Source organism: Agromyces archimandritae, from assembly GCF_018024495.1.
Lineage (GTDB): Bacteria > Actinomycetota > Actinomycetes > Actinomycetales > Microbacteriaceae > Agromyces > Agromyces archimandritae.
Window position 1 is genome coordinate 3,289,206 of sequence record NZ_CP071696.1, and the last position, 24,541, is coordinate 3,313,746.

At 70.4% G+C, this 24,541-nt stretch carries 23 protein-coding genes and 4 tRNA genes; 19 read left to right on the top strand and 8 right to left on the bottom strand.

From position 1 onward, the window contains the following. Positions 1–54: 54 nt before the first annotated feature. Positions 55–1,236: an alpha/beta hydrolase family protein gene (locus tag G127AT_RS15195; RefSeq protein ID WP_210898306.1), complete on the top strand. Its 1,182-nt coding sequence runs from the start codon at positions 55–57 to the stop codon at positions 1,234–1,236. A 36-nt stretch (positions 1,237–1,272) separates the two neighbouring features. Here the strand turns inward: G127AT_RS15195 and G127AT_RS15200 are convergent, their stop codons facing one another. Beyond that, positions 1,273–1,719, bottom strand: coding sequence for a SufE family protein (locus G127AT_RS15200; protein WP_425305868.1), 447 nt, complete (start codon positions 1,717–1,719; stop codon positions 1,273–1,275). Between the two features lie 36 nt (positions 1,720–1,755). Then, positions 1,756–2,655, bottom strand: coding sequence for a sulfurtransferase (locus G127AT_RS15205; protein ID WP_210898310.1), 900 nt, complete (start codon positions 2,653–2,655; stop codon positions 1,756–1,758). Positions 2,656–2,799: 144 nt separating this feature from the next. On the opposite strand from G127AT_RS15205, the gene zapE reads away from it, so the two are divergent. From zapE to G127AT_RS15220, 3 genes are all read left to right on the top strand, one after another. Beyond that, positions 2,800–3,861 (top strand): cell division protein ZapE, encoded by a 1,062-nt coding sequence (gene zapE / locus G127AT_RS15210; RefSeq protein WP_210898312.1) that lies wholly within the window; start codon positions 2,800–2,802, stop codon positions 3,859–3,861. Between the two features lie 201 nt (positions 3,862–4,062). Further along, entirely contained in the window at positions 4,063–5,283 is a 1,221-nt protein-coding gene (locus tag G127AT_RS15215; RefSeq protein WP_210898314.1) for an ammonium transporter, read from the top strand. 76 nt (positions 5,284–5,359) lie between these two features. Beyond that, positions 5,360–5,893: a type II toxin-antitoxin system PemK/MazF family toxin gene (locus G127AT_RS15220; RefSeq protein ID WP_244857622.1), complete on the top strand. Its 534-nt coding sequence runs from the start codon at positions 5,360–5,362 to the stop codon at positions 5,891–5,893. A 42-nt stretch (positions 5,894–5,935) separates the two neighbouring features. On the opposite strand, the gene G127AT_RS15225 is transcribed toward G127AT_RS15220, so the two are convergent. Further along, positions 5,936–6,008, bottom strand: a tRNA-Val gene (locus G127AT_RS15225). A 197-nt stretch (positions 6,009–6,205) separates the two neighbouring features. Here G127AT_RS15225 and G127AT_RS15230 point away from each other — a divergent pair. The 5 genes from G127AT_RS15230 (at position 6,206) to G127AT_RS15250 (ending at position 9,205) form a co-directional block, all read left to right on the top strand. Continuing rightward, positions 6,206–6,278, top strand: a tRNA-Gly gene (locus tag G127AT_RS15230). 61 nt (positions 6,279–6,339) lie between these two features. After that, positions 6,340–6,413: transfer RNA gene (locus G127AT_RS15235), tRNA-Cys, on the top strand. Between the two features lie 24 nt (positions 6,414–6,437). Beyond that, positions 6,438–6,512: transfer RNA gene (locus tag G127AT_RS15240), tRNA-Val, on the top strand. Positions 6,513–6,713: 201 nt separating this feature from the next. Next, positions 6,714–8,609, top strand: a complete 1,896-nt coding sequence (gene thrS / locus G127AT_RS15245; protein ID WP_244858025.1) for a threonine--tRNA ligase — start codon at positions 6,714–6,716, stop codon at positions 8,607–8,609. Further along, entirely contained in the window at positions 8,606–9,205 is a 600-nt protein-coding gene (locus G127AT_RS15250) for an HIT family protein (protein WP_210898316.1), read from the top strand. Before thrS ends, G127AT_RS15250 begins: the two co-directional genes overlap by 4 nt. Positions 9,206–9,273: 68 nt before the next feature. Here the strand turns inward: G127AT_RS15250 and pdxY are convergent, their stop codons facing one another. Then, positions 9,274–10,125: a pyridoxal kinase PdxY gene (pdxY, locus tag G127AT_RS15255; RefSeq protein WP_210898318.1), complete on the bottom strand. Its 852-nt coding sequence runs from the start codon at positions 10,123–10,125 to the stop codon at positions 9,274–9,276. A gap of 7 nt (positions 10,126–10,132) precedes the next feature. Continuing rightward, positions 10,133–11,485, bottom strand: coding sequence for an aminotransferase class I/II-fold pyridoxal phosphate-dependent enzyme (locus tag G127AT_RS15260; protein ID WP_210898320.1), 1,353 nt, complete (start codon positions 11,483–11,485; stop codon positions 10,133–10,135). Between the two features lie 107 nt (positions 11,486–11,592). Here G127AT_RS15260 and pdxS point away from each other — a divergent pair, with 107 nt between their 5' ends. Next, the gene (gene pdxS, locus G127AT_RS15265; RefSeq protein ID WP_210898322.1) at positions 11,593–12,483 is read left to right on the top strand and encodes a pyridoxal 5'-phosphate synthase lyase subunit PdxS; all 891 of its coding nucleotides are present in this window, start codon (positions 11,593–11,595) and stop codon (positions 12,481–12,483) included. Continuing rightward, on the top strand, positions 12,480–13,094 hold the full coding sequence (pdxT, locus tag G127AT_RS15270) for a pyridoxal 5'-phosphate synthase glutaminase subunit PdxT (RefSeq protein ID WP_425305869.1): 615 nt from the start codon (positions 12,480–12,482) through the stop codon (positions 13,092–13,094). The genes pdxS and pdxT overlap by 4 nt, the downstream gene beginning before the upstream one ends. A 22-nt stretch (positions 13,095–13,116) precedes the next feature. Here pdxT and G127AT_RS15275 read toward each other — a convergent pair whose 3' ends face one another. Beyond that, a complete protein-coding gene (locus tag G127AT_RS15275; RefSeq protein ID WP_210898324.1) occupies positions 13,117–14,073 on the bottom strand; it encodes a phosphotransferase in 957 nt (318 codons plus the stop codon). Between the two features lie 9 nt (positions 14,074–14,082). Further along, positions 14,083–15,084: an IS481 family transposase gene (locus G127AT_RS15280; protein WP_210898326.1), complete on the bottom strand. Its 1,002-nt coding sequence runs from the start codon at positions 15,082–15,084 to the stop codon at positions 14,083–14,085. 150 nt (positions 15,085–15,234) lie between these two features. On the opposite strand from G127AT_RS15280, the gene G127AT_RS15285 reads away from it, so the two are divergent. The 8 genes from G127AT_RS15285 to G127AT_RS15320 all read left to right on the top strand — a co-directional run bounded on the left by G127AT_RS15285 (position 15,235) and on the right by G127AT_RS15320 (position 23,911). Continuing rightward, complete coding sequence (locus G127AT_RS15285) at positions 15,235–15,996, top strand: YebC/PmpR family DNA-binding transcriptional regulator (RefSeq protein ID WP_210898328.1); 762 nt, start codon at positions 15,235–15,237, stop codon at positions 15,994–15,996. 8 nt (positions 15,997–16,004) lie between these two features. Continuing rightward, the gene (ruvC, locus tag G127AT_RS15290; protein ID WP_210898339.1) at positions 16,005–16,610 is read left to right on the top strand and encodes a crossover junction endodeoxyribonuclease RuvC; all 606 of its coding nucleotides are present in this window, start codon (positions 16,005–16,007) and stop codon (positions 16,608–16,610) included. Continuing rightward, on the top strand, positions 16,607–17,215 hold the full coding sequence (gene ruvA / locus G127AT_RS15295) for a Holliday junction branch migration protein RuvA (RefSeq protein WP_210898341.1): 609 nt from the start codon (positions 16,607–16,609) through the stop codon (positions 17,213–17,215). The genes ruvC and ruvA overlap by 4 nt, the downstream gene beginning before the upstream one ends. After that, positions 17,212–18,276 carry a Holliday junction branch migration DNA helicase RuvB gene (gene ruvB, locus G127AT_RS15300; RefSeq protein ID WP_210898344.1) on the top strand — a complete coding sequence of 355 codons (1,065 nt, stop codon included), beginning with the start codon at positions 17,212–17,214 and terminating at the stop codon, positions 18,274–18,276. The genes ruvA and ruvB overlap by 4 nt, the downstream gene beginning before the upstream one ends. 68 nt (positions 18,277–18,344) lie before the next feature. Then, positions 18,345–18,755 (top strand): preprotein translocase subunit YajC, encoded by a 411-nt coding sequence (gene yajC / locus G127AT_RS15305; protein WP_210898346.1) that lies wholly within the window; start codon positions 18,345–18,347, stop codon positions 18,753–18,755. A 63-nt stretch (positions 18,756–18,818) separates the two neighbouring features. Further along, positions 18,819–20,561, top strand: a complete 1,743-nt coding sequence (gene secD, locus G127AT_RS15310) for a protein translocase subunit SecD (RefSeq protein WP_244857623.1) — start codon at positions 18,819–18,821, stop codon at positions 20,559–20,561. After that, entirely contained in the window at positions 20,561–21,577 is a 1,017-nt protein-coding gene (secF, locus tag G127AT_RS15315; protein ID WP_210898348.1) for a protein translocase subunit SecF, read from the top strand. The genes secD and secF overlap by 1 nt, the downstream gene beginning before the upstream one ends. 81 nt (positions 21,578–21,658) lie before the next feature. After that, a complete protein-coding gene (locus G127AT_RS15320) occupies positions 21,659–23,911 on the top strand; it encodes a RelA/SpoT family protein (RefSeq protein WP_210898350.1) in 2,253 nt (750 codons plus the stop codon). Here G127AT_RS15320 and G127AT_RS15325 read toward each other — a convergent pair. Then, positions 23,890–24,513: a hypothetical protein gene (locus G127AT_RS15325; RefSeq protein ID WP_210898352.1), complete on the bottom strand. Its 624-nt coding sequence runs from the start codon at positions 24,511–24,513 to the stop codon at positions 23,890–23,892. The genes G127AT_RS15320 and G127AT_RS15325 overlap by 22 nt on opposite strands. Between the last annotated feature and the right edge of the window lie 28 nt (positions 24,514–24,541).

Below are 24,541 nucleotides of genomic sequence, written 5' to 3' on the forward strand. Positions count from 1 at the left end.
CCGGTGGCGGCGGCGCGCCGCCGTCGGGCCTCGCAGCGGAACGGAGGGGTGCGCATGCGCAGGACGGATGCCGGCAGGATCGCCGGACGCGCGGCGCTCGGCGCGGCCGGCGGGGCGATGCTCGCCGCCGGGATCGTCGCGGGTGCCACGGCGGCCGTGGCGGTGGCCCTCGCACGGCGGGTCATCACGCCGCCGGCCGTGCACGAGGAACCGGAACGCATCCTCGCCGTCGACCTGCCGCGCGGCGAGATCGTGCTCGCGAGGAGCGATGAGGCCCTGATGCCCGGCCGTTACAGCTTCTGGTTCGACCGGGACGCCGGGCACGCAAGGCTCGGCGAGATCGTCGAAGCCGACACGAAGACCGTGCGGCGGCGGATCGAGGCGGTCGACTTCGGCCGGCTCGAACGGGCCCGCCGCGGCCGCATGAACGGATGGCTCCGCCTCGGCCCGTGGGAGTTCGACCACCCGTACGAGAACGTCGTCGTCGACACCGATCTCGGGCCGGCGCCGGCCTGGCACATCGCCCCCGAGCATCCCCGCGGCGACTGGATCATCCAGGTGCACGGTCGCGGATCCCGCCGGCAGGAGGGGCTGCGGGCCGTGCCCGTCGCCCGCGGCAACGGCTGGGACACGCTGCTCGTCTCGTACCGCAACGACGGCGAGGCCCCCGACAGCGAGGATCGGCGCTACGGGCTCGGGGGCACCGAATGGGCCGACGTGCGCGCCGCCGTCGCCCATGCGACGGAGCACGGAGCGAAACGCATCGTGCTCATGGGCTGGTCGATGGGCGGGGGCATCGTGCTCCAGGCGGTGCTCCGTTCGCCCGAGGTGCGGGAGCGCCTGGTCGGCGTCATCCTCGACTCGCCCGCGATCGACTGGAGCGACATCCTCCGCTTCCAGGGCGAGATGCTCGGCCTGCCGGGCGAGCTCGCCGGGGTGGTCTCCGGCGTGCTCGGCGGCCGCACCGGCCGCCGCCTCACGGGCGCAGCCGCACCGATCTCGCTCCGCGAACTCGACCCGGTCGCGCGTGCCGGCGAACTGACCGTGCCCGTGCTGCTCATGCACTCCGTCGACGACGGATTCGTGCCGATCGCCGGCTCCCGTGCGTTGGCCGCGGCAAGGCCCGATCTCGTCACGTTCCGCGTCTGGGAAGGAGCCCGGCACACGAAACTGTGGAACGCGGACCCGGGGCTCTGGAACGGCCAGATCACCGCATGGCTGCAGGAACTCGACTGAGCGCGGCATCCACCGCGCCCGGCCCGGAACCGGGCCTCAGCCGCGCTCGGCGAGACGCTCGCGGATCTGCCGCTTGGCCCGGGCGAGCATGCCCGTCATGCCGCGCACGCGGAGCGGAGAGACCGCCTCGGCCAGGCCGAGGGTCTGCGGGAAATCGTCGGGGACGGCGAGCGCCTCGGCCGCGCTCAGGCCGCTGAGGCCCTGGGCGAGGATCGAGGCGAAGCCGCGGGTCGTCGGGGCCTCGGGCGGCGCCGTCCCGAACATCGCGACCGTGTCGTCGTCGGCGACCTCCACGAAGATGAACACCGGCGACTGGCATTCGATCACCCGCTCGAAGAGGTCGGGGTGGTCGCGATAGCGCTCGGGCAGGCCGGGCAGCTCGTTCGAGAACTCGAGCAGCAGCTGCAGGCGGTCGGACACGCCGAGGGCGAGGAAGTCCTCGCGGGTCTCGGCGAGGGCTGCGGGCAGGGTCGGCGCGTTCACGGCATCCATTCTCGCACCCCTGCCCGCAGCGCCGGCTCAGCGGCCGGGGACCTCGCCGCGCTCCGGGCCGGTGACGATCGGCACGCGCACGGCGCTGCCCCACTCCGTCCACGAACCGTCGTAGTTGCGCACGTCATCGAAGCCGAGCAGGTGCTTCAGCACGAACCAGGTGTGGCTCGACCGCTCGCCGATGCGGCAGTACGCGATGACCTCGTCGCCGTCGGCCAGGCCCGCCTCGCCGCGGTAGATCGCATCGAGCTCGGCGCGGGGCCGGAACGTCGCATCCTCGGCCGCCGCACGGCCCCACGGCACGGATGCGGCCGTCGGGATGTGGCCGGCGCGCAGGGCGCCCTCCTCGGGGTAGGCCGGCGCCGTGGTGCGCTCGCCCGAGTACTCCTCGGGGGAACGGACGTCGATCAGCGGCTTGCCGAGATGGGCGAGCACGTCGTCCTTGAAGGCGCGGATCTCGGTGTCGACCCGCTCGACCACCGGGTACTCGACCGGCGTCACCGCCGTCGCATCCGTCGTCACCGGCCGGCCCTCGGCGATCCACAGATCGCGGCCGCCGTCGAGCAGCCGCACGTCCTCGTGGCCGAAGAGGCTGAAGACCCAGAGGGTGTAGGCGGCCCACCAGTTGTTCTTGTCGCCGTAGATGACGACCGTCGAGTCGCGGGAGATGCCCTTCGAGCCGAGCAGGGCTGCGAAGCGCTCGCCGTCGAGGTAGTCGCGCACGACCGGGTCGTTCAGCTCGGTGTGCCAGTCGATCTTGACGGCGCCGGGGATGTGACCGGTCTCGTAGAGCAGCACGTCCTCATCGGATTCGACGACGACGAGGCCCGGTTGGCCGAGGTGCTCGGCGAGCCACTCCGTCGACACGAGGCGTTCGGGGTGGGCGTACTCGGAGAACTTCGCGGCTGGGTCGAATGCGACGGACATGGAACCTCCTGGGGTCGCCCGGTCGGGCGGGTGGTCGGGGGAGCGGACTAGGCTGGTCTGCGGTCCACAACGAATCTACGCGGAGCACCGGCCGAAGTCAGCATCGCCGTCATCCGGGGCAACACCAGGAGCAGCATCCCTTCCATGTCGACGGCAACGCCCCGCATCACCGTGAGCCTCGCCGAGCGCAGCCCGGCCGTCACCGGAGCCGAGATCGCCGCCGGACTCGTGCCGCCGCCCCAGTTCGCCGAGGCGTCCTTCGCCTCGTACCGGCCCGACACCGACTTCCCCTCGCAGCAGGCCGCGGTCGACCGGCTCGAGGCCTTCGCCGAGGCCTGGCGCCCGCAGCGACCGAGCGGATTCTTCGCCCGCACCCGCTCGCGCGGCCGCAAGGCCCCGGCCGAGCTGCCCGGCGTCTACCTCGACGGCGGCTTCGGCGTCGGCAAGACGCACCTGCTGGCCGCGCTCTGGCACGGCGCACCCGGCCCGAAGTACTTCGGCACCTTCATCCAGTACACCGCCCTCGTCGGCGCCCTCGGCTACCGCCCCGCCGTCGAACTGCTGCGCGGGGCACGCCTGATCTGCATCGACGAGTTCGAGCTCGACGACCCGGGCGACACGATGCTGATGACCCGCTTCCTCGGCGAGCTCATGGCCGGAGGCACCCGCGTGGCCGCCACGAGCAACACCCCGCCCAACGCCCTCGGCGAGGGCCGCTTCGCCGCCTCCGACTTCATGCGCGAGATCCACGCGCTCTCCTCGAACTTCGAGACGCTGCGCATCGACGGCCTCGACTATCGGCGCCGCGACGTCGACGGCCACGCCCAGGCGCTCGACGACGATGCGCTCGACCGCACCGTCCAAGCCCTCGCCGGGCACGGCCGCACCGTCGCCCGAGACGCGTTCGATCCGCTCGTCGCGCACCTGGCGACCGTCCACCCGTCCAAGTACGCCAAACTCATCGACGGCGTCGAGACGATCGCGATCGACGGCGTCCACGAGCTGCACGACCAGAACGCGGCCCTGCGCCTCGTCGCCTTCGTCGACCGCGTCTACGACGCCGAGATCCCGGTGATCGCGAGCGGGCTGCCGCTCGACCGGGTCTTCGACGAGGAGATGCTGGGCGGCGGCTACCGCAAGAAGTATCTGCGCGCCATGAGCCGTCTCGTCGCGCTCACCTCGGGGCGGCTGCCCTCGCACGCCTGACGCGCCGCCGCACTCCCGATCCGCCGCGACCGCCCAGCCCCGCGAAACACGCTCGTTACACGGCGGCGTTCTTCGTAACCGACGCGAAACGAACGGGGCCACTCCACCGAAACCTGCCGGGATCATGCTGAACCCGTACCCGCCGCGGTGAAGACCGACCGGGTCCATCCCCTGCAGATCGATGAGGTGTGAGGAAAACCTATGGATACGGGAAGCATTGCGTGGGCGATCATCGCCACCGCGCTCGTGCTCTTCATGACCCCCGGCGTCGCGTTCTTCTACGGCGGCCTGGTCAAGGCCAAGAGCGTCATCAGCATGATGATGATGAGCTTCGGGGCCCTCGGCCTCGTGGGCGTGCTCTGGGTGCTCTACGGATTCAACATGAGCGCCGTGGACGGCGTGTGGAACTTCGCCGGCAACCCGTTCTCGGACTTCGCCCTCGGCGAGCTGGCGACGGGTGAGACGGCGAACACCGACCTGCTGGGCGTCGCCTTCGGTGCGACCTTCGCGCTCATCACGGTCGCCCTCATCTCGGGCGCCATCGCCGACCGTGCGAAGTTCGGTTCGTGGATGGTGTTCGCCGGCCTCTGGGCGACGCTCGTGTACTTCCCGGTGGCGGCGTGGGTCTGGGGCGGGGGCTGGATCCTGAACCTCGGCGAGACGCTCGGCCTGCCGGCCGTGATCGACTACGCCGGCGGTACCGCGGTGCACATCAACGCAGGTGCCGCGGCGCTCGCGCTCGCCCTCGTCCTCGGCAAGCGCGTCGGGTTCCAGAAGGGCATGGACAAGCCGCACAACGTGCCGCTGACGCTGCTGGGCGCCTCGGTGCTGTGGTTCGGCTGGTTCGGCTTCAACGCGGGCGCCGAGTGGCTGAACGGGCTCGCCAACACCGGTCTCATCGTCGTCAACACCCTCGGCGCGACGGCCGCGGCCATCATCGGCTGGCTCGTCGTCGAGAAGGTGAAGGACGGCAAGCCCACCGCGGTCGGCGCGGCATCCGGTGCGGTAGCGGGCCTCGTGGCCATCACCCCGGCGTGCGCGAACCTCGAGCCCGGCTGGGCGCTGCTCCTCGGTGTCGTGGCCGGTGCGCTGTGCGCCCTGGCCGTCGAGCTGAAGTTCAAGCTCGGCTTCGACGACTCGCTCGACGTCGTCGGCATCCACCTCGTCGGCGGCCTCATCGGCACCCTCTACCTCGGCTTCTTCGCGATCGGCACGGGCCTGTTCACGGGCGGCGACCTCGGCCAGCTCGCGGTCCAGGCGGTCGCGGCGATCGCGGTGCTCGTGTACTCCTTCGTCGTGGCGTGGATCCTCGGCTTCGCGATCGAGAAGACGATGGGCTTCCGCGTGAAGAACGAGGACGAGATCGCCGGCATCGACACGGTCGTGCACGGCGAGGAGGGGTACGCCCTCGAGCGGGTCTGATCCCCGCGCCTCATCGAACGGCCGGCATCGCGGAAGCGGTGCCGGCCGTTCGGCGTGCGGCCGGTATGGTGCGGGTGTGGCAGCTCCCGTCAGATCCCTGTTCCGTCGTCTCGCATCCGTCTTCCGCCCGCGAGCGGATGCCGGCCGGGCCGCGTCATCGGCGCCCGCGCGGCGCGAGGAGCCCGCTCCCGGGCAGACGGGGCCGGGCGCGACGGTCGAGGTCGATCCGCGTCGCCTGCGCGGTGTGCGGGTCGCCTACGCGCCCGACGACGACGAGACGCCGGACCCCGGGGAGGTCGTGTGGACGTGGGTGCCGTACGAGGAGAACGACGGGCGCGGCAAGGATCGCCCGGTCGTCATCCTCGCGGCCTCCGAGCGCGACCCGGGGCTCTTCGTCGCGGCGCAGCTGACGAGCCGGCCGCATCCCGGCCAGGCCGACTACGTCGAGCTCGGGCCGGGTGCCTGGGATGCGCAGGGCCGGTCGAGCTGGGTGGATCTCGGCCGTGTGCTGCTCGTGCGGAGCGAGGGGATGCGGCGCGAGGCGGCATCCGTCGACCGTCGGCGTTACGAGGCGATCGCGAAGGCGGTGCGCGAGCGCTACGGGTGGTGAAACGAGAAAACCCCCGGTGGAACCGGGGGTTTTCTCGTGATGTGGGCGATGCCGGGCTCGAACCGACGACCTCTTCCGTGTGAAGGAAGCGCGCTACCAGCTGCGCCAATCGCCCTGATCGGCGGTTCCGAATGCTCGGATCCGCCACCCGAGATACTAGCCGACGGATGAGCCCGCGCGCACATCGGGGGAGCGCTCCGGGCGCGTCGGGGACCCGCCGCGAACGGGTCCGCGACACGAGGGGGCCTCAGTTTGTGATTCGCGCGAATCATCGGTTAGAGTCTCTCTGCACGCAGAAATGCGAAAGCAAACGCGGATGTGGCGCAGTTGGTAGCGCATCACCTTGCCAAGGTGAGGGTCGCGAGTTCGAGTCTCGTCATCCGCTCTGATCGAAGCCGGGCCGAAAGGCTCGGTTTCGTTCTTGAGGTGGTGAACCCAAGACACGCGGTGGATTGGCCGAGAGGCGAGGCAGCGGCCTGCAAAGCCGTATACACGGGTTCGAATCCCGTATCCACCTCCAGGCTGAGATACTTGTCTCAGACTTGGGCGATTGGCGCAGCGGTAGCGCGCTTCCCTGACACGGAAGAGGTCACTGGTTCGATCCCAGTATCGCCCACCACGAACCCCCGGCAGAGCGCCGGGGGTTTTCTCGTTCCCGGGGGAGCCCGCCGGCGCATCCGCTCGCATCGGCCGGGGCGCGGCGGCGACTACAGTTGGAACATCCGGATGCGGCCTGCGAACAGGGCCGGATCGATTCAGACTGGGAGTGGATCAGGTGGCCGACGGCTTCGAGCTCTTCACCGACCGATCCGTTGTCGCGATGCGCGTCAACGGCGAGCTCAAGGACCTGGCCGCCACGGTCACGGCCGACGACACCGTCGAGCCCGTGACGATCGACTCGCCGGACGGCCTCGCGATCCTGCGCCACTCGACCGCGCACGTGCTCGCGCAGGCCGTGCAGTCGGTCAACCCCGAAGCCAAGCTCGGCATCGGCCCGCCCATCACCGACGGCTTCTACTACGACTTCGACGTCGCCGAGCCCTTCACCCCCGAGGACCTGAAGGCCCTCGACAAGGAGATGAGCCGCATCATCCGCGCCGGCCAGCGTTTCGTGCGCCGCGTCGTCACCGACGACGAAGCACGCGAGGAGCTCGCCGCCGAGCCCTACAAGCTCGAACTCATCGGGCTGAAGGGCGGCGCCGCATCCGCCGAGGAGAACGAGTCGGTCGAGGTCGGCGGCGCCGAACTCACCATCTACGACAACGTCGACCCGAAGACCGGCGAGACCGTCTGGAAGGACCTCTGCCGCGGCCCCCACCTGCCGAGCACCCGGCTCATCGGCAACGGCTGGTCGCTCATGCGCGTGGCCGCCGCCTACTGGCGCGGCTCCGAGAAGAACCCGCAGCTGCAGCGCATCTACGGCACCGGCTGGCCGAGCAAGGACGAGCTGCGCGCCTACCAGCACCGCCTCGAAGAGGCCGCCAAACGCGACCACCGCAAGCTCGGTGCCGAGCTCGACCTGTTCAGCTTCCCGGACGAGATCGGCTCGGGCCTGCCCGTCTTCCACCCCAAGGGCGGCATCATCAAGCGCGAGATGGAGGACTACGTCCGCCGCCGCCACATCGAGGAGGGGTTCCAGTACGTCTCGACCCCGCACATCACGAAGGCGCACGTCTTCGAGCTGAGCGGTCACCTGCCGTACTACAAGGACACGATGTTCCCGCCGATGGAGCTCGAGAACAGCGAGTACTACCTCAAGGCGATGAACTGCCCCATGCAGAACCTCATCTACCGCTCGCGGGGCCGCTCGTACCGCGAGCTGCCGCTGCGCTTCTTCGAGTTCGGCACGGTCTACCGCTACGAGAAGTCGGGCGTCGTGCAGGGCCTCACCCGTGTGCGCGGTCTCACCCAGGACGATTCGCACAGCTACGTCACCCCCGAGCAGGCGCCGGGCGAGGTCAAGCACCTGCTCGAGTTCATCCTCGGGCTGCTTCGCGACTTCGGCCTCGACGACTTCTACCTCGAACTGTCGACGCGGGATGAGAACTCCGACAAGTTCAAGGGCAGCGACGAGCAGTGGGAGGTCGCCACGGACGTGCTCCGCGAGGTCGCCGAGTCCACCGGGCTCGACCTCGTGCCCGACCCGGGCGGGGCCGCCTTCTACGGGCCGAAGATCTCGGTGCAGGCTCGGGATGCCATCGGGCGCACCTGGCAGATGTCGACCATCCAATACGACTTCAACCAGCCGGAGGGCTTCGGGCTGGAGTACACGGCGGCCGACGGTTCGCACCGGCAGCCGGTGATGATCCACTCGGCGAAGTTCGGCTCCATCGAGCGCTTCTTCGGCGTGCTCACCGAGCACTACGCCGGCGCATTCCCCGTCTGGCTCGCCCCCGTGCAGCTCGTCGGCATCCCGGTCGCGGAGGAATACGCGCCCTACCTCGGCGCCGTCGTCGAGCAGCTGAAGGGCGCCGGCGTGCGCGCCGAGCTCGACACGAGCGACGACCGGATGCAGAAGAAGATCCGCACCCACACGAAGCAGCGCGTGCCGTTCCAGCTGATCGCCGGCGAGGACGACCGGGCGGCCGGCTCGGTGAGCTTCCGCTTCCGCGACGGCACGCAGGAGAACGGCGTGCCCGTCGAAGAGGCCGTCGAACGCATCCGTCGCGTCATCGCCGAGCGCCGGCAGATCGTCACGGCGGAAGACTTCCGATGAGCGGCGACGGCGAGCAGCCGGCCGCGAGCGACTACCGCCCGTACTCGGCCGAGGAGTTCGCGGGCGTGCCGGCGATCTCCTCCGACGAGATCGCCGCGGTCCCCGACGCGTTCCAGCGGCTGTGGACCCCGCACCGCATCGCCTACATCCAGCAGGGCCAGCAGCCCGAGCGCGACGCCTGCCCGTTCTGCGCGGCGCCCGGCATGCGGGACGAGGACGCCCTCATCGTCCACCGCGGCGAGCACGCCTTCGCGCTGCTGAACCTCTTCCCGTACAACTCGGGCCACCTCCTCGTGTGCCCGTACCGCCACATCGCCACCTACGACGAGGCGAGCCCCGAAGAGGTCGCGGAGATCGGCGAGATCACCCAGACCGCGATGCGCGTGCTGAAGGACGTCTCGCAGTGCGACGGCTTCAACATCGGGATGAACCAGGGGCGCATCGCGGGCGCGGGCATCGCCGAGCACCTGCATCAGCACATCGTGCCGCGCTGGGCGCTGGATGCGAACTTCTTCCCGATCATCGCCGGCACGAAGGCGCTGCCCCGCCTCCTCGGCGAGGTGCGCGACGAGGTCGCGGCGGCCTGGCCGGCCTGACGAGGACCTGACGGACCGGGTGCGGATGCCCGGGGTCGCCCCAGGGCATCCGCACCCGAGCTCGTGTCTCAGCGCACCTGGCGCACCTCGAACTGCATGCGCGGGTGCGCGTAGGCCTCCTGCGATTCGACGAGCTGCAGCTCGCGCTCCCCGGAGGCGTGCGTGCGCTCGAGCAGGTCGAACACGCTCGAGGTGGTGCGCGCGAGGGCATCCGCCGCATCGCCCGTGCTCCGGTAGTGGGCGGTGAACAGGGCCGCCGTCACGTCGCCGGAGCCGTTCGCCTTCAGCGGCAGCAGCGGGGTCTGCACGATCCATGCGCCGGCGTCGTCGACGGCGAGCATCTCGATCGTGCCCTCGGGTCGGTCCGGGCGCTCGACGCTCGTGACGAGCACCGTGCTCGGGCCCATCGCCCGGGCGAGGTCGACCGAGGCGAGGGTGGATTCGAGGGTGTCGGGCTCGGTCTCGGTGAGGAAGCCGAGCTCGAACTGGTTCGGGGTGATGAGGTCGGCGGCCGGCACGACGCGCTCCCGCAGCAGGATCGGGATCGCGGGGGCGACGAAGCAGCCCGACTTGGCGTTGCCCATGACGGGGTCGCAGGCGTAGATCGCGGCCGGATTGGCGGCCTTCACGCGGGCCACGGCGTCGAGGATGACCTCGCCGATGCCCTCGCCGCCCTGGTAACCGGAGAGGATGACGTCGATGCCGCCGAAGGCGCCGCGCTCCTCGATGCCGGTGATGACGTCGCGGACGTCGTCGGGGCTGATCATGGGGCCGCGCCAGGCGCCGTAGCCGGTGTGGTTGGAGAAGTTCACCGTGTAGACGGGCAGCACTTCGACGCCGATGCGCTGCAGGGGGAACACGGCGGCGGAGTTGCCGACGTGCCCGTAGGCGACGGCGGACTGGATCGAGAGGATCTTCATGGGAGCATCATTCCATTCTGGTCGGGTGGAGGCGGCCGCCGGCCGCGCGGACGGCTGCGGCGAGGTCGGCGGCGAGTCGTGCGGCGTCGGCGTCGTCGAGGTCGTGCACGGTGAGCCGCAGGCGTCTGGCGGCGGGCGCCTCGTCGAGGGCGAAGGCGTCGCCGGAGCGCACGAGCCAGCCGCGGCGCATGAGCTGCTCGGCGACGTCGCGGGCGGGGACGGGCAGGGGCACCCAGAGGTTCAGCCCGTCGCCGGAAGCGGTCGGCAGGCCGGCGTCGCCGAGGCGGGCGGTGAAGGCGCGGTTCCGTTCCGCGTAGTGGATGCCGGCGGCTTCGATCTCCCGGGCGACGTCGGGGTCTGCGACGAGGGCGAGCACGAGCCGCTGCAGCAGATGGCTGACCCAGGTCGTGCCGGGGCTGAGCCGCATCGCGAGGCGTTCGGCGGTGCCGGGGTCGGATGCGGTCACGGCCAGGCACATGTCGGGCCCGAGGAACTTCGACACGGATCGTACGAGCGCGAAGCGGCGGTGGTCGGGCCCGATGAGCGAGTGGAAGGGCTGCCGGGAGAGCATCGAGAAGTGGTCGTCCTCGATGACGAGCACGTAGGGGTGGTCGGCCAGGACCTCGCGGAGCCGGGCGGCGCGGTCGGCGGTGAGGCTCGCGCCGGTGGGGTTCTGGGCGCGCGGGGTGCAGACGATCGCGCGGACGCCCTGTTCGAGGGCGGCGCGGAGGCCGTCGACCGTCATGCCCTGTTCATCGACGGGGACGGGCACGACCCGGTAGCCGGCGAGGCGTGCGGTGTGGATGCTCGTGAGGAAGCAGGGGTCTTCGAGGGCGACGGCGTCGTCGCGGACGAGGGCCTGGGCCAGGAGGCGTTCGACGGCGTCGGCCGCGCCGCTCGTGATCGTGAGCCGGAGATCCTCGGGGGCGAGGTCGGCGCGCATCCACGCGTCGGCCCAGGCTTCCAGACCGGGGTCGATCACGGGTTCGCCGTAGAGCACGGGTCGGGCCGCGATGCGGGCGAGGGCGGCGGAGGGGTCCGGGATGCGGGCGGGGTCGGGGTTGCCGGTGGCGACGTCGCGCAGCACGCTGTCGGCGGCGAAGCCCTCCTGCGGCACCGCGGCGCGGTCTGCGACGTGGGTGCCGCCGCGTCCGCGGGCCTCGACGAGGCCGGCGGCGGCGAGCTGCCGGTAGGCGGCGACGGCCGTGTTGCGGTTGACGTCGAGGGTGTCGGCGAGGCTGCGCACGGGCGGGAGCGGATCGCCGGGCTGCAGCTCGCCGCGTTCGATGAGGCCGCGCACGCCGTCGGCGATCTCGGCGGCCGTGCGGCCGGAGATCGTGTGGGTCGGCTCGTGTTCCATGTGCCTGCGAGTCTAGTCCCGGACCATGCTAGCGTTTGGCCTAGGCCGAACTTCGCTCGGTCGGCGGGCCGAAGACGGCGCGCCACGGCATCCACCGGAGGATCCTCATGAGCACGTCAGGAACCGGCACCACCCGCGTCAAGCGCGGCCTCGCCGAGATGCTGAAGGGCGGCGTCATCATGGACGTCGTCACCCCCGAACAGGCCCGCATCGCCGAAGACGCCGGCGCCGTCGCCGTCATGGCGCTCGAGCGCGTGCCCGCCGATATCCGCGCCCAAGGCGGCGTCGCGCGCATGAGCGACCCCGAGCTCATCGACGCCATCAAGGCCGAAGTCTCCATCCCCGTCATGGCCAAGGCCCGCATCGGCCACTTCGTCGAAGCACAGGTGCTCGAAGCCCTCGAGGTCGACTACATCGACGAGTCCGAAGTGCTCTCGCCCGCCGACTACGTCAACCACATCGACAAATGGCGGTTCACCGTGCCGTTCGTCTGCGGTGCCACGAACCTCGGGGAAGCCCTCCGCCGCATCACCGAGGGCGCCGCGATGATCCGCTCCAAGGGGGAGGCCGGCACCGGCGACGTCTCCGAGGCGACCAAGCACATCCGCACGATCACCGCCGAGATCCACGCGCTCACCTCGATGACCCGCGACGAGCTCTACGTCGCCGCCAAGAACCTGCAGGCCCCCTACGAGCTCGTCGCCGAGATCGCCGAGACCGGCACGCTGCCGGTCGTGCTCTTCACCGCAGGCGGTGTCGCGACCCCCGCCGACGCCGCGATGATGATGCAGCTCGGCGCCGACGGCGTCTTCGTCGGCTCGGGCATCTTCAAGTCCGGCAATCCCGAGCAGCGCGCGGCCGCGATCGTGAAGGCCACGACCTTTTTCGACGACCCCGTAGCGATCGCCGCCGCCTCCCGCGGCCTCGGCGAAGCCATGGTCGGCATCGACGTCGCCGACCTTCCGGCCCCGCACCGACTCGCCGAGCGCGGCTGGTGAACGCGGGGGTGGATGCCCGAGCGCCCCGCATCGGCGTGCTCGCCCTGCAGGGCGGCGTCCGCGAGCACGAGCGGATGCTGGACGGCCTCGGCGCCACCGTGGTGCGCGTGCGGCGGCCCGAGGAGCTCGCCGGCGTCGACGGGCTCGTGATCCCCGGCGGCGAATCCACCGTCATCGCCCGCCTCGCCGCACTCGCCGGCCTCACCGGGCCGATCCGCGTCGCCATCGGGGCCGGGATGCCGATGCTCGGCACCTGCGCCGGGCTCATCCTCCTCGCCGACGCCCTCGAAGACGCCGCAGCCGGCCAGGAGACCTTCGGCGGCCTCGACATCGTCGCCCGCCGCAACGCCTTCGGCGCGCAGACCGAGTCCTTCGAGACCCTGCTCGATGTGCCCGACATGGGGGAGGAGCCTGTGCGCGCCGCCTTCATCCGCGGACCCGTGGTCGCCTCGCTCGGCCCCGCTGCCAGCGCTCTCGCGCGCCACGACGACGGCCGGATCGTCGCCGTCGAACAGGGCGCGCTGCTGGCGACCGCCTTCCACCCGGAACTGACGGGGGAGACCCGCTTCCACGAGCGCTTCCTCGGTCAGGTGCGCGCCGCGGCGGCGTGATGCGGCGGCCGCACCGGCCCGGTCAGGCGGTCTGGTCGAGCAGGTCCGACGCCCACGCGAGCACGGGCACGGCCTGACGGCGCTGGAAGGCGCGGAGCCCCGGCACACCCGGCGGATCCTCGCGCAGCGAACTGCTGAGCTGCCTCCCCGCCCAGGCGCACATGACCGCCGCGAGCCGACCGCGGTCGACGTCCCCGGCCAGCGGCGAGCGGCGGAACACCGCTTCGGCGTCGATACCCGGCGCGTCGGCGACGCCGTCGACGGCGACGCTCGGTGCGAAGAACGCCAGATCGAGCCACGGGGCGCCGCACCCGGAGTGCGGCCAGTCGACGAGTCGCACGGCGCCGCTCGGCTCGAGCAGCACGTTGTCGGAGCGCAGATCGAAGTGCACGAACGACGTTCCCGCGGCCGCATCGACCGCCTGCGGTTCGAGGGCGATGAGCTCGTCGAGCCGGCCCCGCGCCCATCCCGGCACCGCATCCGGAGCCGTGCTCCCCAGCTCGCGCCAGCCCCTCGGCCCCGCTGCGAACCACGCTCCGACCGACGGGAGGCCGGAGGGCGCCGGCAGGGACGCGAGCTCGGCCTGCAATGCGAGCACGGCGTCGAGCTCGGCGAGCGTCCACGGCCCCGGCACGCGACCGTCGACCGCCTCGAAGGCGAGCACCACCCACTCGCCGGTCTCGAGCATCCACTCGAACGCAGGAGCGAAACCCGGCGGCAGCTCGCCCGCGAGACGGCCCTCGGTACGGTGCAGCCGTGCGGTCTCGGCGTTGCGCCCGCCGTCGCCGGCCTTCACGAAGCGGCGCGTGCCGTCGGCGAAGTCGAGCACGCCGGCGTATCCGGCGCTGAACCCGCCGGCCGCGAGCCCGGCCGAGACGACCGGGGAGCCCGCCCGCTCCTCGACGGCCGTGCGCACCGCGTCCGGGAGCGCGGCCCACGGCACGCGGTTCGCTGCGGTCGGGGCGGCGGCGTCGGTCATGCGCCGATGCTAGCTGTACTTCCCCGTGACGTTGTGAACGCGTTGTGAGGGTGTTTGGCCGCCGATGCCGGTGTGGGGTCTGTGGTGATTGTAGTCATGGAGCCAGGTGTCGTAGGCGGCGGTTCGTTCGGCTTCGCTGGTGTAGGGCTTCGCGTAGGCCCATTCGGCGGCGAGGGTTCGGTTGAACCGTTCGACTTTGCCGTTGGTCTGGGGCCGGTAGGGCTTGGTCCACTTGTGCTTCACGTTCTCGCCGAGGGCGTCGGCGAAGGCGTGGGAGCGGTAGCAGGCACCGTTGTCGGTCATTACCGCGGTCACTGTCACCCCGAGGCCGGTGAAGAACGCGTTCGCGCGGTTCCAGAACCCGGCGGCGGTCTCTTTGCGTTCGTCGTCGAGGATCTCCGAGTACGCGACCCGTGAGTAGTCGTCCACGGCGTGGTGCAGGTAGCGGTAGCCGCGTGAACCTGCCGCGCCGGCCCGGGCGGCTTTGTCGCGGGCGAGGCCAGCGTGGCGGTCCTGGGCGGACCCGCGGCCGTGGACGCGCCAGCCGCCGCCGTCGGGGATCCGGCCTTGCTTCTTGATGTCCACATGCACCAACTGGCCCGGTTTGGCGACTTCGTAACGCACCGGCTTGGGCTTGCGGACGGGCAGCCCTGTGGCCTGGTCGATGTTCGCCAGCTTCGGCATCCGATACCGTGCGAGCACCCGGCCGACCGTGGAACGGTGCAGCCCCAGGTGATACGCGATCCGGTGCGGCCCCCACCGACGGACGAACCGCAACGCGAGGATTCGCCGTTCTGTCTTGCGCGGCAGCCGGCCCGGTGACGAGTGAGGCCTCGAACTACGGTCGGTCAGCGGCAGGCCGGCGCGGTACCGGCGAGCCCACCGAGATGCCGTCGCCGGCGAACACTGAAAGCGTTCGGCCGCACGGCGGACAGTCCAACCGTCATCGACGATCAGAACGGCAAGACGTCGACGCCCCTCCGGCGTCAAGGGCGCGTTAGCGTGAGTCACGAAGACCTCCGTGGTCAGGACGGTGAGTGTGGTAACCCACATCCTGCCCCGGAGGTCTTCACTACCTCAGCCGTTCACAACCTGTCAGGGAAGTACAGCTAGCGGGCCGCGCACGAATTCCGGGCGCCGCATCCGCGTAGGATGGTGCGCATGTCAGGTCACTCCAAGTGGGCGACGACGAAGCACAAGAAGGCGGTCATCGACCAGCGCCGGGCAAAGTCGTTCGCGAAGCTCATCAAGAACATCGAGGTCGCCGCGAAGATGGGCGGCGCCGACCTCTCGGGCAACCCGACGCTGTACGACGCCGTGCAGAAGGCGAAGAAGACCTCCGTCCCGAACGACAACATCGACCGCGCCATCAAGCGCGGCGCGGGCATCTCGGGCGAGAGCGTCGACTACACCACCATCATGTACGAGGGCTACGGCCCGAGCGGCGTGGCCCTGCTCATCGAGTGCCTCACCGACAACAAGAACCGCGCGGCGGCCGAGGTCCGCACGCTCATGACCCGCAACGGCGGCACCATGGCCGACCCGGGCAGCGTCGCCTACAACTTCGCGCGCAAGGGCGTCATCGTCGTCTCCAAGGTCGACGGCCTCGGCGAAGACGACGTGCTCGGCGCGGTGCTCGACGCCGGCGCCGAAGAGGTCACCGACGAGGGCGAGACCTTCGAGGTCATCACCGAGGCCTCCGACATGGTCGGTGCACGCACCGCGCTGCAGGAGGCCGGCATCGACTACGACTCCGCCGACGCCGCGTTCGTGCCGAACCTCAAGGTCGAGATCGACGTCGAGACCGCCCGGAAGATCTTCCGCCTCATCGACGCGCTCGAAGACAGCGACGACGTGCAGAACATCTACAGCAACTTCGACCTCACCCCCGAGGTGGCCGCCCAGCTCGAGGCCGAGGACTAACCGACGCCGTGCGGGTGCTCGGCATCGACCCCGGCCTGACGCGATGCGGCGTCGGCGTCGTCGACATCGAGCCGAACCGCACAGCCCGGCTCGTCGACGTCGTCGTGCTCCGCTCGCCGGCCGACCTCGACACGCCGCGCCGCCTCGAGCGCATCGCGACGGGGCTCGAGGCGATCCTCGAGGAACACCGCCCGCAGGCGGTCGCCCTCGAACGCGTCTTCGCCAGAAGCGACGTGTCGACGATCATGGGCACGGCGCAGATCTCCGGCGTCGCCATGCTCATCGCGGCCCGCCGGGCGCTGCCGGTCGCCCTGCACACCCCGTCGGAGGTCAAGGCCGCCATCACCGGCTACGGCCGGGCGGACAAGAAGCAGGTCGGCGCCATGGTCGCGCGGATCCTCGGGCTCGACGAGGTGCCGAAGCCGGCGGATGCCGCCGACGCGCTCGCCCTGGCGATCTGCCACGCCTGGCGCGGCGGCGGGGTGCAGGCGGCCCAGGAGCGCGAGTCCGCCGCCGCCCCGGGGGATGCCGGGCTGACACCCGCTCAGCGCGCGTGGCGCGCCGCCGAGCGTGCCGCGAGGGCGTCGGCGGGTCCCCGTACCCTGGACACGTGATCTCCTCTCTGCGCGGCACCGTCCTCGCCGCATCCGGCAGCACCCTCGTGATCGACGTCGGCGGCGTCGGCTTCGCCGTGCAGGTGCCGCCGGCGCTCTCGCTCGCGAGCCGGGTGGGCGAGGAGGCGCTGGTGCACACCTCGCTCATCGTGCGCGAGGATGCGCTCACCCTCTTCGGCTTCGCCGCCGCCGAGGAGCTCGAGGTCTTCGAGCTGCTGATCGGGGTGACCGGCGTCGGGCCGAAGTCGGCGCTCGGGGTGCTCTCGGCGATGAGCCCCGAGCAGGTCGCCGCGGCCGTCGACGCCGAGGACGATGCGGCGTTCCGTCGGGTGAGCGGCATCGGGCCGAAGACGGCCAAGCTCATCGTGCTCTCGCTGGCCGGCAAGCTCGTGGTGGCCGCCGCGGGCGGCGAGCCGGAGGTTCGGGCGGCGGCGAGCGACGACGTGCTCGCCGCGCTCACCGGGCTCGGCTGGCCCGAGCGCGTCGCCCGGCAGACGATCGACGAACTCGTCGCCGAGAGCGAGGCGGCGCGCACGGCGAGCGTGCAGGGTCTGCTGAGGATGACGCTCGGCCGCCTCGGCCAGGGCGGGAAGGCGGCATCGTGACCGAGCCGGTGGCCCTGACCGATCCGCACCTCGCCGGAGACGCCGAGCTGGCCTTCGAAGGCGCGCTGCGACCCAAGAACCTCGGCGAGTTCGTCGGCCAGGCCAAGGTCCGCGGGCAGCTGCAGCTCCTGCTGCGGGCCGCGGAGCTGCAGCAGCGCTCGCCCGACCACATCCTGCTGGCCGGCCCGCCCGGCCTCGGGAAGACGACCCTCGCGATGATCGTGGCCCACGAGGGCGGCCGCCCGCTGCGGATGTCGAGCGGCCCCGCGATCCAGCACGCCGGCGACCTCGCCGCGATCCTCTCCTCGCTCGTGCCCGGCGAAGTGCTCTTCATCGACGAGATCCACCGCATGGCCCGCTCGGCGGAGGAGATGCTCTACCTCGCGATGGAGGACTTCCGCATCGACATCATGGTCGGCAAGGGCGCCGGGGCGACCTCCGTGCCGCTCGACCTCGCGCCCTTCACGCTCGTCGGCGCGACGACCCGGTCGGGCCTCCTGCCGAACCCGTTGCGCGACCGCTTCGGCTTCACGGCGCACCTCGAGTTCTACGACGAGTCCGAACTGCGAGAGGTGCTCGCCCGCGCCGCGCGCATGCTCGGGCTCGACATCGACGCCGAGGCGATCGCCGAGATCGCCGGGCGATGCCGAGGAACGCCCCGCATCGCCAACCGTCTGCTGCGCCGCGTCCGCGACTATGCGCTCGTCGAGGCCGCCGACGGCGGCAGCGGCAGGCCCGACGTCGGCGCGGTGCGCGCGGCCCTCGAACTCTACGACGTCGATGCGCTCGGCCTCGACCGGCTCGATCGCGCCGTCATGGAGACGATCCTCACCCGTTTCGGCGGCGGGCCCGTGGGTCTGTCGACGCTCGCGGTCTCGGTCGGCGAGGAGGCCGAGACGATCGAGGCCGTCGTCGAGCCCTTCCTCGTGCGGATCGGCCTCATCACCCGCACTCCGCGAGGGCGTGTGGCGACCCCCGCCGCCTGGCGGCATTTCGGTCTCGACGACGCGAATACGACGGCGGGAAGCGACACACCGCGACTGCCGATCGATGACCTATAATCCTATGAGGCTCTCGCCTGCCCCCGCATGCTCGGCGTGCGGCGCCCCCGCGCACCCGGAAGGTTTCCATGGACCCGTTCACTATCATCATGCTCGTCGTCCTGGCGGTGCTGATCTTCTTCATGTTCCGCAACTCCCGCAAGCGTCAGGCGGAGGCGCGTGAGCTGCAGTCGAAGGTCCAGCCGGGTGCGGATGTGATGACGAACTTCGGCGTGTTCGGCACGATCCTCTCGATCGACGAGGACGAGAACCAGGTCAAGCTCGAGACGAGCCCCGGCACCGTGCTGACGGTCCACCGCCAGACGATCGCGCGCGTCATCGACGCCCCGGCCCCCGAGGCCGCCGCCGCTGCGACCACCGGCGAGGCTGCGGAGCCCGAGTTCGGCGAGCGGATCGAGGAAGCGGCCGGAGAGGCCGGCACCTCGGGAGACGACGCCTCCGGCGACGCGAAGCCCGACGAGCCGAAGTCCGAGAACTGACCCTTCCCCCAACCTGAAGCTTCGCCCGCACGGGGTCGTGCGGGCAGCAGAGAGAAGACTTCCGTGGCGTCAGCACGAAAGCGATCCACCCGCCCGACTTCCGTGAGGAAGGCCTGGCGCTCGCTCAGCTGGCTGGGCGTCATCATCGTCGCGCTCTTCGGCATCAATGCCGCAGGCGTGATCTGGGGCGGCGGATCGTGGACGCCCAAGCTCGCGCTCGACCTCGAGGGCGGCACGCAGATCATCCTCGCGCCGCAGCTCGAGAGCGGGCAGACGGTCTCGCAGGAGCAGCTCGACCAGGCGGTCTCGATCATCCGGCAGCGGGTCGACGCCTCGGGCGTCTCGGAGTCCGAGATCAACACGCAGGGCAACAACGTCGTCGTGCAGATCCCGGGCGAGCTGGACGAGCAGACGCGTCAGCGGGTGCAGTCCTCGGCGAAGCTCGAACTGCGGCCCGTGCTGCTGGCCGGCCAGCCCTCCGACGAGGCCATCGGCGACCCGAGCGCGAGCCCGACGCCGGAGCCCGAGGAGGAACCGCTCGAGTCGACCCCCTCGGTGCCGCCGACCGACGGCAGCGACCTGAACTGGGTCACCCCGGCGCTGCAGGACGAGTTCGACACCTTCCAGTGCTCCACCCTCGACGACGCCGAGACGAACGTCGCCCCGGCAGACGAGCCCCTCGTCACCTGCGACCAGAGCCGAACCGTCAAGTACCTCCTCGGCCCCGTCGAGGTCAGCGGCGAGCACATCACGGACGCGACGAGCGGCATGGCCCAGACGCAGACCGGCGCCACGACCGGCGAGTGGGTCGTCAACCTCGTCTTCGACGGCACCGGCACCAAGGAGTTCGCGAAGGTCTCGGCGCGACTGTTCGCCCTGAAGGCCGAGTCCCCGCGCGACCAGTTCGCCTTCGTGCTCGACGGCGGTGTGCTCTCGGCACCGCAGATGAACGGCGTCATCTCCAACGGCAAGCCTCAGATCTCCGGCAGCTTCACCCAGGAGTCGGCCAAGGCCCTCGCCGATCAGCTGAAGTTCGGCGCCCTGCCGATCAGCTTCACGGTGCAATCCTCCGACACAATCTCGGCGACACTCGGAAGCGCGCAGCTGCAGAACGGCCTCATCGCCGGCCTCATCGGCCTGATCCTGGTCGTCATCTACACCCTCTTCCAATACCGATTGCTCGGCACGGTGACGATCGCCTCGCTCGTCGTGGCGGGTGTGATCACCTATCTGGCGATCACGATCCTGTCCTGGCGCGAGGGCTACCGGCTCTCACTGGCCGGCGTCGCGGGCCTGATCGTCGCGATCGGCTTTACCGCGGACTCGTTCATCATCTACTTCGAACGCGTCAGAGACGAGTTGCGCGACGGCCGAGGGCTGGTCTCGGCCGTCGAGGCCGGCTGGAAGCGCGCCTTCCGCACCGTCCTGGCCTCGAAGGGCGTGAACTTGCTGGCGGCGATCGTGCTGTTCATCCTCGCGGTCGGCAGCGTCAAGGGCTTCGCCTTCACCCTCGGGCTCACGACCGTGATCGACGTGCTCATCGTCATCATGTTCACGCACCCGATGCTCCAGCTGCTCGCGCAGACGAAGTTCTTCTCGAGCGGGCATTCATGGTCGGGCCTGGATCCGACCGCTCTCGGCGCCGTCTACCGGGGCCGGGCGGAGTTCCGGAAGCCCACGGCGGTGCCCGCCAAGAAAGCCGCTGCCAGCGCCGGCGAGGCCAAGCGCCGGCAGACCATCGCCGAACGCAAGGCGCAGACGTCGACCGCCGAGGCGGAACCGACCACCGAGGGGAAGGACTCCTGATGGCCAGCCGTCTCACCACCTTCGGCAACGACCTCTACACGGGCAAGCGCTCGTTCAACTTCGTCGGCGGCCGCCGCACCTGGTACCTCATCGTCGGGATCCTCGTGATCGCCTCGGTGCTCGTCCCGGTCGTACGCGGCTTCAACTTCGGCATCGAATTCCGCGGCGGTTCGCAGTTCCAGATCACCAACGTCGCCGAGGCCGAAGCGCAGCCGGCGATCGACGCCGTCGCCTCGGTCGTCCCCGAGACCGTCGCCAAGGTCACCATCGTCGGCGCCGACGGCGTCCGCGTGCAGACCGACCAGCTCGAGCAGGACGACTCCCACGCCGTCGCCGCGGCGCTGTCGAAGGCCTACGACGTCGACGCCGCCGAGGTGACCTCCTCCTACATCGGACCGAGTTGGGGCGCCGATGTCACCAGGCAGGCGATCTTCGGCCTGATCGCCTTCCTCCTGCTCGCCACGATCATCATGGCGCTCTACTTCCGCACCTGGAAGATGTCCATCGCCGCGATCATCGCGCTGCTCTGCGACCTCGTCGTCACCGTCGGCGTGTATGCGGCGGTCGGCTTCGAGATCACCCCCGCCGCGATGATCGGCATTCTGACGATCCTCAGTTACTCGCTCTACGACACCGTCGTCGTCTTCGACAAGGTGCGCGAGAACACGGCCGAGGACGGCGAGGAGTCCAAGCGCACCTTCGCCGAGTCCGTGAACCTCGCCGTGAACCAGACTCTGGTGCGTTCGATCAACACGAGCGTGGTGGCGGCCCTGCCCGTCGCGGCGATCCTCTTCATCGGTGCGGGCGTGCTCGGCGCCGACACGCTGCGCGACATCTCGCTCGCCCTGCTCGTCGGCATCATCGTCGGCACCTGGTCGACCGTCTTCCTCGCGGCCCCGCTGTACTCCCAGCTCCGCGAGGGCGAGCCGGCCGTCAAGCGCCACGACCAGCGGGTGCTCAAGGAGCGCGAGCGGGCCGGCGGCACCCCGGGCCTCGCGGAACTCGCGGCTGAATGAGTGCGGTTCGCCCTCGGCGCACCGCCGGTCGGCCGATCCTCGGCGACGAGCGGCGATAATTGAGCCGGGAGGTGGTGCCGCGTGACTGAGACGAGCGTCAATTCGACCGCGTCGCTACGCCGCCTCGTGCCGAGGATCTTCTCGCGGGCGCAGCCCGCCGGGGCCGTCGACACGCTCCTGAAGACCGTGCGGATGCACCATCCGAAAGCGGACATCGCGCTCGTCGAACGCGCCTACACCGTCGCCGAACGCGCGCACCGCGGGCAGAAGCGCAAGAGCGGCGAGCCGTACATCACCCATCCGATCGCGGTCGCGCAGATCCTCGCCGACCTCGGCATCGGCGCGAAGACGGTCGCGGCCGCCCTGCTGCACGACACCGTCGAGGACACCGCCTACACCCTCGACGAGGTGCGGGCCGATTTCGGCGACGAGATCGCGATGCTCGTCGACGGCGTCACCAAGCTCGACAAGGTCAAATACGGCGACTCGACGCAGGCCGAGACCGTCCGCAAGATGATCGTCGCGATGTCCAAGGACATCCGCGTGCTCATCATCAAACTCGCCGACCGGCTGCACAACGCCCGCACCTGGGGCTTCGTTCCCGCCGAGAAGGCGGCGCAGAAGGCCACCGAGACCCTGGAGATCTACGCGCCGCTCGCGCACCGCCTCGGCATCCAGGCGATCAAATGGGAGCTCGAAGACCTCTCCTTCGCGGTGCTGTACCCGAAGCTGTACGCCGAGATCGAAAGCCTCGTCAAGCAGCGGACGCCGCAGCGCGAGGAGTTCGTGCAGTCCGTCATCGACCTCGTCAACGAAGACCTGAAGGCCGCGAAGATCCGTGGCAAGGTCATGGGCCGGCCGAAGCAGTTCTACTCGATCTACCAGAAGATGGTCGTGCGCGGCCGCGACTTCGACGAGATCTACGACCTCGTCGGCATCCGGGTGCTCGTGAACTCGGTACGAGACTGCTACGCGGTGCTCGGGGCGATCCACGCACGGTGGACGCCGCTGCCCGGTCGTTTCAAGGACTACATCGCGACCCCGAAGTTCAACCTGTACCAGTCGCTGCACACGACCGTCATCGGCCCGAAGGGCCGCGCGGTCGAGATCCAGATCCGTACGCACGACATGCACCAGCGGGCCGAGTACGGTGTCGCCGCGCACTGGAAGTACAAGGAGCGGCTCGCCGGCGGCCGGACCGTCGAGAAGCAGACCCACGACGCCGACATGGCCTGGCTCGCCCACATCTCCGACTGGCAGGCCGAGACCGCCGACCCTGGGGAGTTCCTCGACTCGCTCCGCTATGAGATCGGCGCCAAAGAGGTCTACGTCTTCACTCCCAAGGGCCGGGTCATCGGTCTGCCCGCCGGTGCGACGCCGGTCGACTTCGCCTACGCTGTGCACACCGAGGTCGGCCACCGCACGATGGGTGCGAAGGTCAACGGGCGCCTCGTCCCCCTCGAGAGCGAGCTGAACTCCGGCGACGTCGTCGAGGTGTTCACCTCGAAGAATCCGGATTCCGGCCCGAGCAAGGACTGGCTGAACTTCGTCAAGAGTCCGCGGGCGCGCAGCAAGATCCGGCAGTGGTTCACGAAGGAACGCCGCGACGAGGCGATCGAGCAGGGTCGGGATGCCATCGCGCGCGCGATGCGCAAGCAGAACCTGCCCCTGCAGAAGCTCATGAACCAGGAGTCGTTCGCCGAGGTCGCCGCCCTGCTGCGATACGATGATGTCTCCGCCCTGTACGCGGCGGTCGGCGAAGGGCACGTATCGACCCAGTCCGTCATCGAGAAGGTCATCGCCCTCGTCCGCGACGCGGACGTCGAGGAGGAGCCGGAGATCGTCCTCCCGGCACGCTCCCGCGCCTCGCTGCCGCGCAACAGCGACTCGGGCGTGCTCGTACGCGGTGCCCCCGACATCCTCGTCAAGCTCGCACGGTGTTGCACGCCCGTCCCGGGAGACGAGATCATCGGCTTCGTCACGCGGGGCTCCGGCGTCTCGGTGCACCAGGCGGACTGCCACAATGTGCAGGCGCTCATGCGCGAACCGGAGCGGATGATCGACGTCGAATGGGCGCCGAGCTCGAAGAGCGTCTTCCTCGTCCAGATCCAGATCGAGGCCCTCGATCGCGCCGGCTTGCTCTCCGACGTGACGCGGGTGCTCTCGGAGCACCACGTGAACATCCTCTCGGCGAACGTATCGACCTCCTCGGACCGTCTGGCGATCAGCAAGTTCGTCTTCGAGATGGGCGACACCACGCATCTGGACCGCGTACTGAACGCCGTGCGCCGCATCGACGCCGTCTACGACGTCTATCGCGTCAGCGACGGCTGAACCGCCGCATCGTCGTGTGCGGGGGCGCCGAGCGCACTCCCGTCGGAGGACGCCGCGTCGTCGGTGAGGCGGGCGAGCCGGCGCACCGCGTCGACCTTGTGCGGAAAGCGCTGCCCGCCGGCCAGTCGCCGCCTCGTGCCCTCCAGCGGTTCGGGGTCTCCGCGGAAGAGCCGTGCCACGATCCGCACCGCCGCGTCGTCGTCGAGAGCGGGGGAGCGCAGGACGTCGAATGCGGTGCGTTCCCGACTCGTGCATTGCGCAGGACCGAAGCAGACGACATCCTCCTCATCGAGGAGGTACTCGTGCATCCGGATGCGGGGGTTCAGTCGCGCAGAGACGCGCGCCTCGATCGGGCGGCAGAACTCCGCGACCGCAGGCTCCACGAGTTCGGCGCCGTGCACCCATGCCGCCGTGCGGCCTGCGATGACGAGCCCGGTGCCGCCGCGCATCATCGCGGCGGCGGCGCGCAGCCCGGCGAGGTCCGGTTCGTCCACGGGCGTCCAGCCGCCCCCGAACGGGTGCACCTCGCCGTCGATGCGCAGCGCGCACAGTTCGGCGAGGGGGAAGTCATCGGTTCCGAGGAGCGAGGGGAGACGTGCCATGCCTCCATCGTCTCGCCTCACGGCATCC